14 protein-coding genes are annotated in these 15830 nt (G+C 56.8%); 4 read left to right on the top strand and 10 right to left on the bottom strand.

Going from position 1 to position 15830, the window contains the following annotated elements:
- Positions 1-7 precede the first annotated feature (7 nt).
- From DHN10_RS02475 to greA, 3 genes are read right to left on the bottom strand one after another with little or no spacing between them, the layout of a single operon-like run.
- Positions 8-937: an AEC family transporter gene (locus DHN10_RS02475; RefSeq protein ID WP_108813652.1), complete on the bottom strand. Its 930-nt coding sequence runs from the start codon at positions 935-937 to the stop codon at positions 8-10.
- A 5-nt stretch (positions 938-942) separates the two neighbouring features.
- On the bottom strand, positions 943-1902 hold the full coding sequence (locus tag DHN10_RS02470; protein ID WP_234416959.1) for a hypothetical protein: 960 nt from the start codon (positions 1900-1902) through the stop codon (positions 943-945).
- A 30-nt stretch (positions 1903-1932) separates the two neighbouring features.
- Complete coding sequence (gene greA, locus DHN10_RS02465; RefSeq protein ID WP_108813650.1) at positions 1933-2403, bottom strand: transcription elongation factor GreA; 471 nt, start codon at positions 2401-2403, stop codon at positions 1933-1935.
- Between the two features lie 203 nt (positions 2404-2606).
- On the opposite strand from greA, the gene DHN10_RS02460 reads away from it, so the two are divergent.
- Positions 2607-4253, top strand: a complete 1647-nt coding sequence (locus DHN10_RS02460; protein WP_108813649.1) for an electron transfer flavoprotein-ubiquinone oxidoreductase — start codon at positions 2607-2609, stop codon at positions 4251-4253.
- 41 nt (positions 4254-4294) lie between these two features.
- Here DHN10_RS02460 and DHN10_RS02455 read toward each other — a convergent pair whose 3' ends face one another.
- The 7 genes from DHN10_RS02455 to DHN10_RS02425 all read right to left on the bottom strand — a co-directional run bounded on the left by DHN10_RS02455 (position 4295) and on the right by DHN10_RS02425 (position 12506).
- Complete coding sequence (locus DHN10_RS02455) at positions 4295-5422, bottom strand: DUF418 domain-containing protein (protein ID WP_108813648.1); 1128 nt, start codon at positions 5420-5422, stop codon at positions 4295-4297.
- 41 nt (positions 5423-5463) lie between these two features.
- On the bottom strand, positions 5464-7119 hold the full coding sequence (locus DHN10_RS02450) for a DUF4139 domain-containing protein (RefSeq protein WP_108813647.1): 1656 nt from the start codon (positions 7117-7119) through the stop codon (positions 5464-5466).
- A 189-nt stretch (positions 7120-7308) separates the two neighbouring features.
- Positions 7309-8331, bottom strand: a complete 1023-nt coding sequence (locus DHN10_RS02445; protein WP_108813646.1) for an aspartate-semialdehyde dehydrogenase — start codon at positions 8329-8331, stop codon at positions 7309-7311.
- Between the two features lie 406 nt (positions 8332-8737).
- Positions 8738-9244: a hypothetical protein gene (locus DHN10_RS02440; protein WP_108813645.1), complete on the bottom strand. Its 507-nt coding sequence runs from the start codon at positions 9242-9244 to the stop codon at positions 8738-8740.
- A 558-nt stretch (positions 9245-9802) separates the two neighbouring features.
- Positions 9803-10621 (bottom strand): transferrin-binding protein-like solute binding protein, encoded by an 819-nt coding sequence (locus DHN10_RS02435; RefSeq protein ID WP_108813644.1) that lies wholly within the window; start codon positions 10619-10621, stop codon positions 9803-9805.
- Entirely contained in the window at positions 10621-11874 is a 1254-nt protein-coding gene (locus DHN10_RS02430) for a matrixin family metalloprotease (RefSeq protein WP_108813643.1), read from the bottom strand. The genes DHN10_RS02435 and DHN10_RS02430 overlap by 1 nt, the downstream gene beginning before the upstream one ends.
- Before the next feature lie 173 nt (positions 11875-12047).
- Positions 12048-12506, bottom strand: a complete 459-nt coding sequence (locus tag DHN10_RS02425) for an Lrp/AsnC family transcriptional regulator (protein WP_108813642.1) — start codon at positions 12504-12506, stop codon at positions 12048-12050.
- Positions 12507-12643: 137 nt separating this feature from the next.
- On the opposite strand from DHN10_RS02425, the gene ald reads away from it, so the two are divergent.
- The 3 genes from ald (at position 12644) to DHN10_RS02410 (ending at position 15640) form a co-directional block, all read left to right on the top strand.
- Positions 12644-13762, top strand: a complete 1119-nt coding sequence (gene ald, locus DHN10_RS02420) for an alanine dehydrogenase (RefSeq protein ID WP_108813904.1) — start codon at positions 12644-12646, stop codon at positions 13760-13762.
- A 270-nt stretch (positions 13763-14032) separates the two neighbouring features.
- Positions 14033-14842 (top strand): alpha/beta fold hydrolase, encoded by an 810-nt coding sequence (locus DHN10_RS02415; RefSeq protein WP_108813641.1) that lies wholly within the window; start codon positions 14033-14035, stop codon positions 14840-14842.
- Between the two features lie 213 nt (positions 14843-15055).
- The gene (locus DHN10_RS02410; protein ID WP_159086893.1) at positions 15056-15640 is read left to right on the top strand and encodes a hypothetical protein; all 585 of its coding nucleotides are present in this window, start codon (positions 15056-15058) and stop codon (positions 15638-15640) included.
- Positions 15641-15830: the final 190 nt, after the last annotated feature.

Genomic DNA, 15830 nt, shown 5'->3' with positions numbered 1-15830 from the left:
CGCAGCTTTAGAAACTTGTCACCCACGCAATGACGACAGAGACGCTCAGAACACTGATCGCAGTCGAAATCAGGATCGAGGCAGAGACGCGGGATGGGGCGACACCATAGTGCTGTGCCAAGATGTAAACGTTGCCAGCAACCGGCAACGACGCGGCCGCGATCATCACGCCAGCGGCGTAAGCATCGATATCGAACACAAGCAGTGCGGCAACGGCGACAGCCGCCGGATGCAGCACGAGCTTGCACAGGCTCAACCAGCCCGCGACGGCCATCCGCTCTGCCGATTTGGAGGCCAGCGAAGCGCCAATCGCAAATAGCGCCCCTGGTGTCGCAGCAGCCCCCAGAAGCAACAAGAAATCATTCACCGGATCAGGGATCCGCATCCCATAGGCCGACACGATCAAACCCAGAGAAATCGACACGATCATCGGATTCTTGATCAGGCCAAGGGCCACCGTCACCAGTACCATCGGTGACATGCGCCCATCGCGTGAACCCGTGATCAGGATCACGATCAAACTGCCAAAGACGATCAGATCAACCGCAAGCACCATCATCACCGGGCCAATGGCCGCCTCGCCCAGCAACAGGACCAGCATCGGGATGCCCAAAAAACCTACGTTACCAACGACCGCGCATTGGCCTTCTACTGCGGCCTCTGCCATTGGCAGACCACGGCGCAGGGCAATCCAGTTGGCCAAAAGGTAAACCACGGTCGTACCCGCCAGATAGGCAAAGACGAATTTCCAATCCAGAATGGCATCCAATGACAAGTTCGCTGCAAAGCGAAACAGCATTGCCGAAAGCGCAAAGTAGAACACGAATTTGGTGAGGTAAGCTGTCGCCTCTTCCGAAAAGAACTTGGTCACCCCAGAGACGTAACCAAGAGCAATCAACATGAAAAATGGCAGGGTCTGAAGGAAAATATCCCACATCGGGGTTAGTCAAACGTCCCGGTGGCGCGGCCCAGCAGCATAAAGGCGCGGGCGGTGCGGGTCTCGGCCATCTGAAGCAGGTCGGTGTCGGTGGCATGCTCTTCGAAGGTGATTAGCATCTGGTCGAAGCAACGCAGGAAATGATGCACCGCATCGCGGAAAATCGTATCCTCGCGGGCGCGCCCTGCGATGGCGATCTGTGCATCATGGTGGCGGATGGCACCCAGACGGTCGACGGATTGACCACGCTCGCCCTTGGCAAATCGGCGCCACAGGGCCGGTTCAACCGGATCAGGGCGCAGATCGTCCATATAGATGCCGTCTTGGGACAACAAAGTCAGCACATCCTGACTGGCTTGCACCAGCTTACGCGCGGATCTGTCACGCAACGCACGGCGCAAGGCGGCAAAGCCTTCGGTGTCATTCTCATCATTGGGGAAGTTCAGCGCCTGGATCAGATCAGGGCGTTCCAACGGCGGGTTGGTGTCCTCGGCAGGGGCTTCAAAAGCCAATGCCGGTTGATCGGCAGGCGCCTGCGGAGCGGCACGTGGCACGATCAGACGCGAGACTTCGCGGCGCGATGTGAAGCGCGATGTGGGGGGCGGCGCTGCGGGGTGTTCTGCGGCCTGTGGGGTGGCGGTCTGGACCGGGGCGTTTTGCATACCGGCCTGCGCGATTTGCACGTTTCGCAAATCATAATAGGCCACGCCAAGTTCTCCAATATCCTTGCGCAGCTTGCGGTTCGCCCGCGCCATCAGCCCGGCGACAGCGATCAGCGCCACGGGCAGAATGATGGCCAAAGGCATCAGGATCAGCATCGGTCCGGGAAGGCCGCGCAACCCCTCGGCCGCCTCTGGCAGGGTCCAGAAAAACATGCCAACGACAACGATCCAGCCAAAACAGAAAGCCAGCGCAATCGCCTCGCCCTGGGTTAAACCCTCTGCCTGCTTTGCCTTATCGCTCATCTGCTGCTGCACCATACCTTAGGTTGGTTTCTACTTATAGCGGATCGACAATATCTCGTAAGAGCGCGCGCCGCCGGGGGTGCGAACCTCAACACTGTCGCCCTCGTCCTTGCCTATCAGGGCACGGGACAATGGCGATTTCATGTTCAGTTTGCCGCTCTCGATATCTGCCTCGTATTCTCCAACGATCTGATAGGTCTTTTCTTCATCCGTGTCCTCATCCACGATCTCGACCGTGGCACCAAATTTGATGGTGCCGGACAACTTTGTCGGATCAATGACATCGGCAAGCGAAATCACACCTTCGAGCTCTTTCACGCGGCCTTCGATAAAAGACTGCTTTTCCTTGGCGGAATGATATTCGGCATTCTCGGACAGATCACCATGCTCGCGTGCCTCGGCGATCGCACGAATAATAGCCGGGCGTTCTACCGTCTTGAGGTGCTTGAGCTCTGAATCCAGCTTATCAAAGCCAGCTTGGGTCAATGGTATCTTGTCCATGTTGTGCCCCCTCCCGGGGCAAAAAGTGTCAATCGAACGTTCATAGCCTATCTGGGACGCTCAGAGTCAAGGCTTTGGCGCGATTTGGTGTCGCGCCCGGCTTATTTGACGTCGTGTCCTGATTGCCCCAAGGCTGTCCTTGAGGTAACCGTTGCCGACGCTAAATAAAAGGGCACCCGCCCAAGAGTTTGAAGGATTTGCCGATGGCCGAGATTGAACGCGAAGCGATGGAATATGACGTAGTGATCGTGGGTGCTGGACCTGCTGGTCTGTCCGCCGCGATCCGCCTCAAACAGTTGGACAGCGATCTCAATGTGGTGGTGCTTGAAAAAGGCTCTGAAGTTGGCGCGCACATCCTTTCTGGCGCGGTCCTTGATCCGGTTGGCCTGAACAAACTGATCCCCGATTGGAAAGAAAAAGGCGCGCCTTTGAACGTGCCCGTGAAAGAAGACAATTTTTATATGCTGGGTGAGGCCGGTCAGGTCCGCGTCCCCAACATGCTGATGCCCCCCCTGATGAACAACCACGGCAATTACATTGTCTCAATGGGTAACGTCTGCCGTTGGATGGCCGAACAAGCCGAAGAAATGGGCGTCGAGATTTTCCCCGGCATGGCCTGTTCTGAGGTCGTCTATGGCGAGAACGGCGAAGTCAAAGGCGTTGTCGCTGGTGAGTTCGGCAAGAACGCCGACGGCACCCCCGGCCCATCGTATGAACCCGGCATGGAGCTGCACGGCAAATACGTCTTCCTGGGCGAAGGCGTGCGCGGCTCGCTGTCGAAAGAAGTGATTGCGAAATACGATCTGGCCGCCAAGTCAGATGTGCAGAAATACGGCCTTGGCATGAAGGAAATCTGGGAAATCGACCCGGAAAAACACCGCGAAGGCACCGTGACCCACACAATGGGCTGGCCACTGAACAGCAATGCAGGCGGCGGGTCGTTCATCTACCACCTTGAGAACAATCAGGTCTACGTGGGTTTCGTCGTTCACCTGAACTACAAGAACCCGCATGTCTTTCCTTATATGGAATTCCAGCGGTTCAAGCATCACCCGCAGGTGGCCGAGCTGCTTAAAGGCGGCAAGCGGGTCGCTTACGGCGCGCGTGCCATCTCCGAAGGCGGCTACCAATCCATGCCGCAACTCGAATTCCCCGGTGGTGCTTTGCTGGGCTGTGCGGCCGGCATGGTCAACGTGCCGCGCATTAAGGGCAACCACAACGCCATGCTATCCGGCATCGCTGCGGCCGAGGCCGCGATTGAGGCGATCAAGGCCGGGCGTGGCGGCGACCTGCTTGATGGTTATGACGCAGCTGTGCGCAAAGGCGAGATTGGCAACGATCTGAAGAAAGTGCGCAACGTCAAGCCGCTCTGGTCCAAGTATGGCCTGCTGGCCTCCTTGGGTATCGGCGGCGCGGACATGTGGATGAATACCTTTGGCATCAGCATACTGGGCACGCTCAAGCACGGCAAATCGGACGCAGAGGCAACCCAAGAAGCAAGCAAGCACAAAGTAATCGACTATCCCAAGCCCGACGGCACGCTTTCTTTTGACCGGCTGACCAACGTGTCCTTCAGCTTTACCAACCACGAGGAAAGCCAGCCTGCGCACCTGCACCTGACCGACGCTGACGTGCCGGTGAATGTGAACCTTGCCAAATACGCAGGGCCTTCCGCACGCTATTGTCCGGCAGGTGTTTACGAATTTGTCGGTGAAGGGGCGGACACAAAGTTCCAGATCAATTTCCAGAACTGCGTCCACTGCAAAACCTGCGATATCAAGGACCCAAGCCAGAACATCACCTGGACGGTGCCGCAAGGTGGCGACGGGCCGAATTATCCGAACATGTGAACAACAAAGGGCCCCGCGAGGGGCCCTTTTCGTATCAAGGCTCACACCGCTTTTGCCGCCACCCCCGCATAGGTGATCCGTCGCAACAGCAACTCAAACGGTCCTTGCCGAAACCACAACCGCCAGACCGAGAGGGCCACGATCAAGGCTATCGTCACGCCGATGGCAATCAATGTCGCGGTCAGCCGGTTGACCTCTTCCCACAGGCCGAAACCATAGCCAGAAAAGATCGTTGTCAGGATGATCGACTGACCAAGATAGATGCTTAGGCTTGATCCCCCAGCCTTCAGTGCACGCGCCATAGCTGGACCCGGTGGGCGGGCGATGGCGGCGACCAATCCAATATACCCAAGCGTGGCCAAGGGTGCCACCATCATGGTGACCGCTTCGCCGATTGATGGCGCATACCATTGCCAAATCGCAGCACCCGTAAGGCTTAGCACCAGACCGGGTACCAGACAGACCCGGCGCGCACGCCGCCACAAAGGGTGATCGGTAGCGTCGATCATACCTGATTTGACCGCCGCCAAGCCAAGGCAAAACCAGCCAAGTGCCGAGATGCCCTGCACCAACAACAGCACTGGCAGCGTGAACAAAAAGCCGATGCTACGAAGAAGCACCGCGTCCCAAAATCCACCGTCGATCAGCGCAGAGCGTTCGAACGCAAGAAACTCGGCAGGCACCTCGTCAGGCAAAAAAACTAGCAATGACACGACAACGGCCTGCAAAATCAAAAGAACAGCGCCCACCCTCACAAGGCGCCCGACCTGCCAATCGCGAAATAGATAAAGGATCGAACCCGTGATCGCGTAGATCACCAAAATATCACCCGGAAAGAAGAGGCACCCATGGGCGATACCCAGCACAAGAAGGCCTATCATCCGGTTGCGATAAACCTTGCCAAACGGCATATCCCGTCGCCCCGTTGACCGCACCAAAAACCCCAGCCCAACGCCAAACATGAAGGAAAACAGACCATAGGTTTTTGACAGAGCGAGGCCATTCACCAAAAACAAAGTCACGGCGTCAGCCGCAGATTGCGCCTGTTGCAAAGCACCGCCGGCCAAGGCCGAGAAGGCAATGAACTGGACGTTGACGACAACGATACCAAATAAGGCAATCAGGCGCAGATAGTCCGGCATCAGGGCGCGGTTTGGCGTTGGTTTCATCAGGTTACCTTCTGCTCAAAAGGCACAGCCTACGCCACGGCCTAGCGCAACACAAACCCGTCCGGCCATGTCAGCGTGTAGTCCAGCGTCACGTCCTGCGTCTCGCCTGCGGCAACCTCTAAATCCCATTCCAGCACGCCACGGCGGCCCTCTGGATCACGCCGCGTCACATTGGGGGTGGCGGTGAATTCCACTTCCAGGTCTTCCTGCTCGGTATAAGGCACCACGTCGCGCAGCAACACATCCCAGTCCTGCCCGGTCAGGTTTTCTACGCTCATCACGGCTTGCTCTGTCAGCGCGTTGGTGGTGGAAAACACGCCCCGATCGCCTTCGGTCTTGTTCGGGGTCGCACGTGTCAACCGCAGACCATCCAGCGGGCCAAAGCCCATGTCGGTATCCGCACCCGCCGCCAGTAAAGGCAGATGGCTGAACCCAATCATTGTGCCATCGGCAAAGAGCAGCGCCTGCCCTGGCAGGAACACCTCGTCCGTCGTATTGGTGAATTCGGCCATGCGGTAAGCTATATCATCGCGACTTGGCACAGCCTCGGCCCAGACCGTTGCGTCCAACGAGACGACATCCAAAGCCAGTCGCAGGTCTTCGACTCCGTTTCGGATATCGACGCGGGTTGGATAGGTGTAAGTCACGGTTGCACCACTGAAATCAGCCTGCGCCGTGACGGCCATTGGGGCCGCTGCCGCCTCCTCCATGACCATGCCCCGCGACAGGGTCGAGACAGCATCTGCCTGCATCATAAAGCCCTCTTCGCGCTCCAGATCATCCTCTGAGATAATCCGGCGCAGCGGGGCAAAGACTTCTCCGGGGGCAATTCGTTCGCCGGGGCGGGCCGTGGACAGCACAAGCTGCACATCGTTCCAATCCTGACCGGAGTTCTGGGCGATCACCACGGCGCGGTCGATCTCCATACCGGCATCTTCGCCGGTGGTCAGGCGCATGTCATAGACCGGGGACCAGTTGGCAAAGCCTTCCAAGGTGCTGATATCGATAGTCACTTCGCCAGCGTCAGCCGCGGTCAGCGAAAAAGTCAGGACAGAGCCATCCTGCTTGGGCGCAAGCAATGCCGCCAAAGCGCGTTTGGCATCGTTGAGGGCCTCGACATCGTCCTCGCGGTCACGCTCAGCGGCCTGTGCATCTTGCTCGGCATCAAATGCGGTCTGCCGCGCGGCCAGAACCTCTGCCCCGACCATCTGTGCCAGCGCCTGAATGTCAGCGATGCTGGCCGCATTCAACGTCTCGCCCGCACTCGCTTGCGAAAGGCTTTGAAGGAAGGTGATCTGTTCATCGGCGGCCTGCACACGCAAGCGGATCTGGGCGATTTCGGCATCGCGGTCCCGCAGGGCGCCTTCCAACCGCTCAACCTCATCGCGGGCAGTGACAACCTCTGGGGCGCTCAGATCAGGGGTGACCGGCAGACGGTCATAGGCCAGATTGACAGCGCCCACCTGCGTGCCCGCAGGCGCAGCCACACGCAGCCCCTCGCTGGCCAGAGATTGCGTTAATTCTGGCACAATGATCTGATGCTGGCCTGCGGGCACCTCTAACGTGATCTGGCGGGTCACAGTCGCAAGACCAGGGTAGATCGTGACGGTGTCAACACGGGCTTTGGCGGTGAACGTATCGGCCATCGCAGGGGCAGCGAGGGCGATCAGGCTAGTGGTGAGAAAGAGGCGAAACATGAGTGGTCTCCTGCATATGTCATTTGTCGTTATACAGGGTTTGACGGATAGCAGGGGCCGATCCTTGGGTGGGTCGGCAAAAAAGTTCCGGGATTACTGGAGGCGCGACATGAGGCTCCGTTCATACAGTTGCAATCAATAAAAAAGGGCACCCATTAGGGCGCCCCTTTCAAGATCTTTCAGGCAGTTTTAGCCCTTCTTCAAGCACTCACGGCCCAAGAGCTCTGCAATCTGTACTGCGTTCAACGCCGCGCCCTTGCGCAGGTTATCTGACACGCACCAAAGATTCAGACCGTTATCAATCGTGCTGTCCTGCCGGATACGGCTGATGAAGGTCGCAAAGTCACCGACACACTCAACAGGGGTCACATAACCGCCGTCTTCGCGCTTATCGATGACCATCACACCGGGTGCTTCGCGCAGAATGTCGCGCGCTTCGTCTTCGTCAAGGAAGTCCTCAAACTCGATATTTACGGCCTCAGAGTGCCCAACGAATACTGGCACACGCACGCAAGTCGCCGTCACCTTGATCTTTGGATCGACAATCTTTTTCGTCTCGGCGACCATCTTCCATTCTTCTTTGGTCTCACCGCTATCGAGGAACTTGTCGATATGCGGGATCACGTTGAAGGCGATCTGCTTGGTGAATTGCTTTGGCGGCTTGTCGTCTGTGGGATTATACATCGACTTGGTCTGGTCCCAGAGCTCATCAATGCCGCCTTTGCCGGCACCAGACACAGATTGATAGGTGCTGACAACAACGCGCTTGATGGTCGCGCGGTCATGCAATGGCTTCAGTGCCACAACCATCTGTGCGGTCGAACAGTTCGGGTTCGCGATGATGTTTTTCTTGGCATAGCCGTGGATCGCATCCGCATTCACTTCCGGCACGATCAAAGGCACGTCGACATCATAGCGATAAAGCGAAGAGTTATCGATCACGACACAGCCCGCTTTCGCGGCCTTGGGCGCATAAATCTTGGTGGCGTCGGAACCGACAGCAAACAACGCCATATCCCAGCCCGTAAAATCAAACGCATCAAGGTCCTGGGTTTTCAACGTCTTCTCGCCAAAGCTAACTTCCGTGCCCAGCGATTTGCGGCTGGCAAGTACGGCAATCTCGTCAACCGGGAAGGCCCGCTCTTCGAGGATGTTCAGCATTTCGCGGCCCACGTTTCCAGTGGCGCCGACAACGACGATTCGATAGCCCATTTGGCTGGCTCCTTGTTTCAGATGCGCCCCTTTAACGCGGGCGGCGTGGAAGGGGAAGGGGGGAGCGGCGCTGAAGCCGTTGTTGCTTGGGCGTTCAGGGCACAACTGCCGCTTGATATCCGTTGTGAACCCCATCCGCTGATCCCGTTACAACAAGAACCTACGACCATCCCGACTGAGAATGACGGTCAACCTCTGCACACATGATTTGACCAAGAGTCGGGATAAACGTGCCAATCAACCGCGACAGCATTAGTTGACGAAATTCAGCCATTCGTGACGGTTCGATACACTGGGGCTGTAGCGGTAAGAAAATGGCGGGTCTCTTGCATCGCAAAGAAACCCGCCCCAGCCTGAGTTAGAGTTAGAGTTAGAGTTAGAGTTAGAGTTAAAGTTAAAGTTAAAGTTAAAGTTGCACCCTATACCGACCTTCGCGCAATTCGACACGCACCGCGTCCAACGGGAGGGCATCCACTGATTGTCCGGTTGAACCGCAAGACGTTTCAACACCGATCAGATCGGTTGCCCAATGTCCGTTCGACACTTCGGAGAAAAAGCGCAAACTGCGCATGATGAGATTGCCATTCGCAGTGACTTTCGCCTCACGCATGACCAGACGGTTTGCCTTTCGCGCGCCTGATGGCCCACGCCCAGTAAAGGCACCGCAGATATAGACTTCGCCGTTTTGTTCAATGGCGGTATACCGAAACTTGACGCCGCCAGCTCTTGACCAATTCAGACCGCCGCCACCGAATTCCGACGTAACAACAGGGTTAACTGCGGGCGCGGCCCGTTCTACTGCTACGCTCTGACTGTCATCTGCTTCCGACGCAACTCCACCCTGTGGTGGTGTTTGCTGGTCGGTCGGCGCAACACATGCCGCCAACGTAAGACCCATCAATAGGGCAGACATCTTGATTCCTGATTTTCTTAGCACTTCAAACTTCCAAATATGAGATCGATTATCTTAGCGAGTTTTCCTATTCGTCTGCCTACTTAGAAATTCGTCCAACGACCTGATTTCCAATTTAGTAACCATATTAGAAAACTCCCTTAAGTTGTATCATCCATTCGCCGGGCCCGACAACTCGCAACAGGCGGATCAGGACGCTGAACGCCGCAAAAAACCCAGTCTAATGCTGTCTCTTGTTGCGCTGACAATCACCGGTGGTCAGTGCCCCGCCAATCGCGGCAACTGCACTGACCGCAGCGTCATCGCATAGCTGTTTCTTTGGCCAGCTGCACAGCCAATATTGCGCAGCCTGCAAGCCCCGGCGCGGCGGCCCAGAATGGGCCGGCATCTCAATGGCATTCCGAATGTGCAGGGACGGGATTGGTAGCGGCAGAAGCCATAGTGCACCTACGCCCAGAGAAACCCGCCAAGGTCCAGCAAGTGACGCTAAAGCATCGGCGGTATCTGGCGCGGCCATACGGATTGGAGCCGGAGCAAGGTAAGGTCAGTAAGGACTGATCAGTCGGCCTGAAAGGCGCCGAAAACCTGAATATCTTCTGTATTGTCGTTGATACGCAGCACGCCACCCAATTCGTCAGCATCGGGCCCGAAGAATGCACCCTGGGTGCCCGACGTTGAACTGGTGCCACCCAGATCAGCAAAGATGCCGGTCCCGGTTACAGAGCCACCACTGAACCGTTCGTTGGCATCCAGACCGCCATTGGTCAGGATGATTGTGCCCCCGTTAGTGACAGAACCGCCTTGCGCAGCCGTGCCGGACAAATTGAAGAAACGGCCATCAATATCGCCCACCCCGTCCCAAGTCACCGTGAACGTTGCATTGCCGGTCAGCACATAGACATTGTCTGAAAAGGTGGCGGTCATGCCAACCCAGCCTTCGTTGTAATTCGACACGCCGCTGGTCGGCAAATCACCGGCCAAGACGTCAAGCCCGACAGCCCCAAATACGTTGTTGCCCGAAATTCGCACGATACGGGAAAATTCACCGTTCGCAGGGTTCAAGAACTCGGCATCGTCAAGATCAGTACTTGCCAGCAATCCGCCGCTCACGGCACCTGTCAGCTGGTTGACCTGAACACCATCTTCATAAAGCGGAAGGTCGTTGCGAAGCACGACATAGGCGACCTCGGAAGTGCCAGAAATCCTATTCGATAGGTCGGGATAGTTCATGTTTGGCGGCACTTCTACCGCTGCACTGGTCGGCTCTGTCGGGGTTCCGCCGCCATCTCCGCCACCGCCTCCGCCTGCGCTGCCACAGGCAGAGAGGCCAATCGCTGCTACCACAGCGACAGCGCTGCGACTACTCAATTCAGTCATTACATAAGGTCCGATGCGTCAAGAATTACGTCTTCAAAAGTGATGCTCAGGGTCAAGCCGCCGATACTGTCCGACCACACGGTGTCATCCCCGACGACTTCCAAAGTGCCATCCCCAAGGCTAAAGCCAATAAGCTCGATTTCATCAAGCCCGACTTCAAAGTCTGTAATCCGGTTCGCACCATTGCTGCGATCAAAGACAAATGTGTCAGCCCCGCCGCCGCCCTCAAGGACATCGTTGCCAGAACCCGCAATCAGTCGATCATTACCGGAAATAAAGCTGCCTGACGGATCTCCTCGCAGGACGTCGTTGCCCGCACCACCATCAAGCACATCATTCCCAATACCACCAATTAAGGTATCATTGCCGGCCTCGCCGCGACCATCCAAAACACCTGTTCCGCCCACAATTGTGTCGTTGCCGGAACCACCAAACAGATCATTGTCGCCGCGTGTATCCAGCAAGAAGTCGTTGCCGCCCTGACCCAAAAGATCATCATTGCCTGCACCGCCATAAAACACATCGCGCAGTGCTGTTCCGCTCAAGGTGTCATTGCCGCCGCGCGCATTCGCGGTCTGTCCAACACCGACAAACTCGAAATTCACATCTTCACCCGCGTTCGACCACTGCCGCTCACCATAAAGATTCTGAATGCCCGCAATATCATCATCACCCAGCGTCCGAGAGCCATTATTGGCGGTCGCATTCATGATGGAATCAGCAACGTTGAAGTGATCAAGGCCAAGGGCGTGACCGATTTCGTGCAGCATCACCTGGAAGAATGTGAACCCGCCGCCGTTGCCATTGGCAATCCACGTCTCACGTTGATCCATTGACACGTCGACCTCGGAAAACTGCTCAATCCCGTTGCCATTAAAATCGCCGGCGAAGTAACTATAACGCGCAACACCAATGGTGCTGTTGGTCAAAGGTTCTACATTGATGTCGATGTCAGATCCCGTCGCCGATCCCGTAAATCGAAATGTCAGCCCTGCAACTGCGGCCCAAGTAGCAAGCGCATCAAATGTTGCTTGCCGATAGTCCTCGATGTCTGCGCCTGCGACAATACTCAGACCTGCAAGGTTCATGGACCACGTGATTTCACCGCTGGGTGCCCCGCGTGTATCATTGTTCCATTTTAGGTTGAGCGTGCGACTAGGGCTAGGATCACCGTCCAGCAGATTGAACTGATCTGTACCAGAATCCAAATAGTCATCAGCACCACACCCGACGCAACCACAAAGAACACACATCCATCAATTCCTTCATCATCGTGACTGCCCCGCAGGCACGATCGCCCCCACGTGCCACAAGAACATCCCATCCGAAACAAGTCAAAACAGCAAAACTTTATTTTCGGCAATTATTGGCTCGTTTTTGCACGAAGACAGCAAAAGAAGTCTATTTGAAAGTTTCGCGCGTCCCCTCAAACCGGCATAGCCGTCGTCTGCCTGACCGTGCGCAGCGCAAAGGATGACTGCATCTGCGCCACCCCCGGCAATGTCGCCAGATAGCGCCGGTGGATCCGAGCGAAATCTTCAGTATCACCCGCCACAACCTTGAGCAGATAATCCGCTGTGCCTGCCATCAAATGACACTCCAGCACATCAGGCACCCGCGCGACGGCCTTTTCAAAGGCATCCAGCACCTCATCCGCTTGCCCGCTCAGCGTGATTTCGACGAAAACGGTTGTCGGGCGACCCACCTTGCGCGGGTCTAGCAGGGCCACATAATCGCGAATAAAACCTACCTTTTCTAGGCGCTGTACGCGCCGGTGACAGGCAGAGGCCGATAGATTGGCTTGCTCTGAAAGGTCCGCATTCGAGATACGGCCCTTCTTCTGCAAAATCTCAAGGATTCGACGATCAATACTGTCCAACTGCATCTAACGCACGTTCCTTCGAAAAACCGCCTCAACTACGCATATTTCTACCAACGTTAACGCAAACAACAAGGAAAAAACCGTCTGACATTGCTCTGACCTAGGCAGATCATCCAACTCAGAACATGAAGGAACAGATTATGCGTATCGGATGCCCAAAAGAGATCAAACCGCAGGAATTCCGCGTCGGCCTGACGCCAAACGCCGCACGCGAAGCAGTCACCCACGGCCATAGCGTGGTGATGGAACAGGGCGCTGGCACAGGGGCTGGGTTTACCGATGAAGACTATATCGCAGCCGGGGCCGAGATTGCGGGAACCGCCGCCGATCTCTTTGCCACCGCTGAGATGATCGTCAAGGTCAAGGAACCACAGGCCGTTGAGCGCAAGATGCTGCGCGAGGGTCAGATCCTCTTTACCTACCTGCACCTCGCCCCCGACCCCGAGCAAACCCATGATCTGATGGCCTCGGGCGCGACTTGCATCGCCTATGAAACCGTGACCGACGACCGCGGCGGCCTGCCGCTGCTGGCACCAATGTCAGAGGTCGCCGGGCGACTGGCCCCGCAAGTGGGCGCATGGACCTTGCAGAAGGCTAACGGCGGGCGTGGTGTGCTTATGGGCGGAGTGCCCGGTGTGGGCCCCGCCCGCGTTGTGGTGATCGGCGGCGGTGTTGTTGGCACCCATGCGGCCAAGATCGCGGCGGGCATGGGCGCAGACGTCACGGTACTCGACCGGTCCCTGCCTCGCTTGCGCTATCTTGATGATGTCTTTGGCGGGCAATTCAAGACCAGCTACGCCAGCGCAGGAAACACGATTGAACTGGCTCGCGAAGCCGACCTTATCATCGGTGCAGTGCTGATCCCCGGTGCGGCTGCCCCCAAGCTGATCTCAAGGGCGCAACTGTCAGAGCTGAAACAGGGTGCCGCCCTTGTGGACGTGGCCATTGATCAGGGCGGTTGCTTTGAAACGTCCAAGGCGACCACACACCAAGACCCGGTCTATGATGTTGACGGGATCATGCATTACTGCGTGGCGAACATGCCGGGGGCTGTGGCGCGGACGTCAACGATTGCCTTAGGCAACGCAACGATGCCCTTCATGCTGGCGCTGGCGGACAAGGGCTGGCGACAGGCCTGCGAGGACGATCCGCATCTGTTGAACGGGCTGAACGTGCATGCGGGCAAGCTGACGTACTATGCCGTGGGCAAAGCGCTCGGTATCGACGTGCTATCGCCTGCGCTAGCGTTGAAGGAGTAGGGACAGCAGATCACCGAGCGCGGATATCCGGCAAAGGATGTGTTTGAGCGGAAAAGCAATTGGTATCGTGGATATCCAACTGTTGGCGGGCCTGTGGCGCGGGTGTCTGAAACCCGCTTTTGCCAACAGTCGCTGGCGCCAAAGCGCCAGTCGCTTCGGGCTCTCAAAGCGGCCTAACTCTGCACACACATCCTAACGCCCTATTGCGCAAACTTGCCGCGCGGCCCGTCGCCCTATAGCGTCCCAGCCAAACTGATAGGACGCGCCTCAATGCCCAAAATCGCGATCAACGGACGGCAGTTGCACTATCAGATGGCAGGATCAGGTCCCGAAACAATCTTGTTTTCGCATGGCTATCTGATGAGCCACCGCATGTTCGCCGCACAGATTGCGGCACTCAGCCAGACCTATCGGGTCATTGCCTACGACCATCGTGGGCATGGCGAAAGTGACGCCTGCCTGACACCTTTCGGGATCTATGATCTGGTGGATGATGCGGCAGGGCTGATCGATGCGCTCTGCGATGGGCCAGCGCATTTTGTGGGCATGTCAACGGGCGGTTATGTGGGGATGCGGCTGTTGCTCAAGCGGCCCGAACTGATCAACTCACTGATCCTGATCGATACCGGCGCTGGGGCAGAGGACCCCGCCAGCCTGAAGCAATACAATCAACTGCTGTTCTTTGTGCGGCTGTTGGGCATTCGGCCGCTTTTGGGCAAGGTGCTGCCTTTGTTGATGGGGCCGACTTTTCGGACAGATCCCGACAGGCAGATCGAATTTCAGAGCTGGAAGGCTTACATCGGCGGATTGAACAAAACATCCGTGCGGCATTTCGGGCGCGCCGTCTTTGACCGGGACGATGTGATGGACAAATTGCACGCCCTCACAAAACCGCCCGCAACGCTGATCATGGTGGGCGCCGAGGACATACCGACGCCCCCAGCAGATGCCCAGACAATGCATCAGGCGATCAACGGTTCGCAGTTGGTACAAGTACCTGATGCAGGGCATACATCCCCGCTGGAACAGCCCGGTTTTGTATCCGATGCGATCACGGCGTTTTTAAAGAGTTTAGAATAACAGCCTTGGCTTTCTTGTTGGTTTGCCGAGGCTAGGACATGCAAGTGCCGGAATTTTGGGTGTAGCAGCGCAGGACGCAAACCAAGATGCAGACGCTCGCGCTTTTCCGCCTTGAAACACCCGAAGAATTGCATCACTGGCATTGTCCAGAAAATACCAGAATATATGGACGATACCGTGGAACAAGCGCCTCGCAAGCCGAACAGCAACAAAATGAAAACTCACTTTATGCGCAACAGCTTGTTGCTGCTGTCGGCCCTGCTCGCTTGCACCGGGCCCAGCCTAGCCCAAACCGCCGATACGGTGACCTTCCGGCTGGATGGAGGTGAAGGGATCACTGGGGAAATGATCGAATATGATGACAATGTCGCACGGCTGGAAACCTCAGTCGGGCTGATTGCCGTCCCGCTTGAGGGTGCGTCGTGCATCGGTCTTGCCTGCCCCGAAAGTATCCGCATCGTGCCAACCCTGCCACCGCTGGTGCTGACCGCGCTTGACGGAACCATCTCCCTCTCTGGCAACCTGTTGCAGATCACAGACGACCAATACGTGATTGCGACCGATTTTGGTGAATTCCGGGTTGATATCGACAGGGTGAGTTGCGAAGGCGAAGGCTGCCCCGAAGACGCCAGCCAGCCTCAGCTCGGCGGCGAGGTTGTCCTGACAAATGGGGCGGCAACCATCGAAGGCCGCTTGGTCGGGCTCGAAGACAAGGCCTTTATCGTCGATGTCGCGGCGATGGGTATCATCAAAGTAAGCACCGATCTGTTTACTTGCACCGGTGACAGCTGCCCCTAATTTCGGGTTCTTTGCTAGGCGCGCGTTTCTTGTTGAGACGCCGCCGTAGGGTGAAATCTAGAGTGGGCATTTACCCCACCGGGATAGGGCGCAAGATACAGCATACTGTTGGCTACCAACGCTGACGACAACCTCTATGACTTCACGCAGCGCTGCACTCAAATCACCAACTACGCCGACAATTGAGCAG

Origin of the sequence: Loktanella sp. Alg231-35 (assembly GCF_900143545.1) — a bacterium.
In the GTDB taxonomy this organism is placed as follows: domain Bacteria; phylum Pseudomonadota; class Alphaproteobacteria; order Rhodobacterales; family Rhodobacteraceae; genus Yoonia.
This window is presented reverse-complemented; position numbering and strand designations above follow the sequence as displayed.

Coding starts and splice junctions, on each gene's coding strand:
- DHN10_RS02475 (WP_108813652.1), bottom strand. CDS start 937: ATGTGGGATATTTTCCTTCAGACCCTGCCATTTTTCATGTTGATTGCT.
- DHN10_RS02435 (WP_108813644.1), bottom strand. CDS start 10,621: ATGACTGAATTGAGTAGTCGCAGCGCTGTCGCTGTGGTAGCAGCGATT.
- DHN10_RS02470 (WP_234416959.1), bottom strand. CDS start 1,902: ATGAGCGATAAGGCAAAGCAGGCAGAGGGTTTAACCCAGGGCGAGGCG.
- DHN10_RS02440 (WP_108813645.1), bottom strand. CDS start 9,244: ATGTCTGCCCTATTGATGGGTCTTACGTTGGCGGCATGTGTTGCGCCG.
- DHN10_RS02460 (WP_108813649.1), top strand. CDS start 2,607: ATGGCCGAGATTGAACGCGAAGCGATGGAATATGACGTAGTGATCGTG.
- DHN10_RS02455 (WP_108813648.1), bottom strand. CDS start 5,422: ATGAAACCAACGCCAAACCGCGCCCTGATGCCGGACTATCTGCGCCTG.
- greA (WP_108813650.1), bottom strand. CDS start 2,403: ATGGACAAGATACCATTGACCCAAGCTGGCTTTGATAAGCTGGATTCA.
- DHN10_RS02445 (WP_108813646.1), bottom strand. CDS start 8,331: ATGGGCTATCGAATCGTCGTTGTCGGCGCCACTGGAAACGTGGGCCGC.
- ald (WP_108813904.1), top strand. CDS start 12,644: ATGCGTATCGGATGCCCAAAAGAGATCAAACCGCAGGAATTCCGCGTC.
- DHN10_RS02415 (WP_108813641.1), top strand. CDS start 14,033: ATGCCCAAAATCGCGATCAACGGACGGCAGTTGCACTATCAGATGGCA.
- DHN10_RS02410 (WP_159086893.1), top strand. CDS start 15,056: ATGAAAACTCACTTTATGCGCAACAGCTTGTTGCTGCTGTCGGCCCTG.
- DHN10_RS02450 (WP_108813647.1), bottom strand. CDS start 7,119: ATGTTTCGCCTCTTTCTCACCACTAGCCTGATCGCCCTCGCTGCCCCT.
- DHN10_RS02425 (WP_108813642.1), bottom strand. CDS start 12,506: ATGCAGTTGGACAGTATTGATCGTCGAATCCTTGAGATTTTGCAGAAG.
- DHN10_RS02430 (WP_108813643.1), bottom strand. CDS start 11,874: ATGTGTGTTCTTTGTGGTTGCGTCGGGTGTGGTGCTGATGACTATTTG.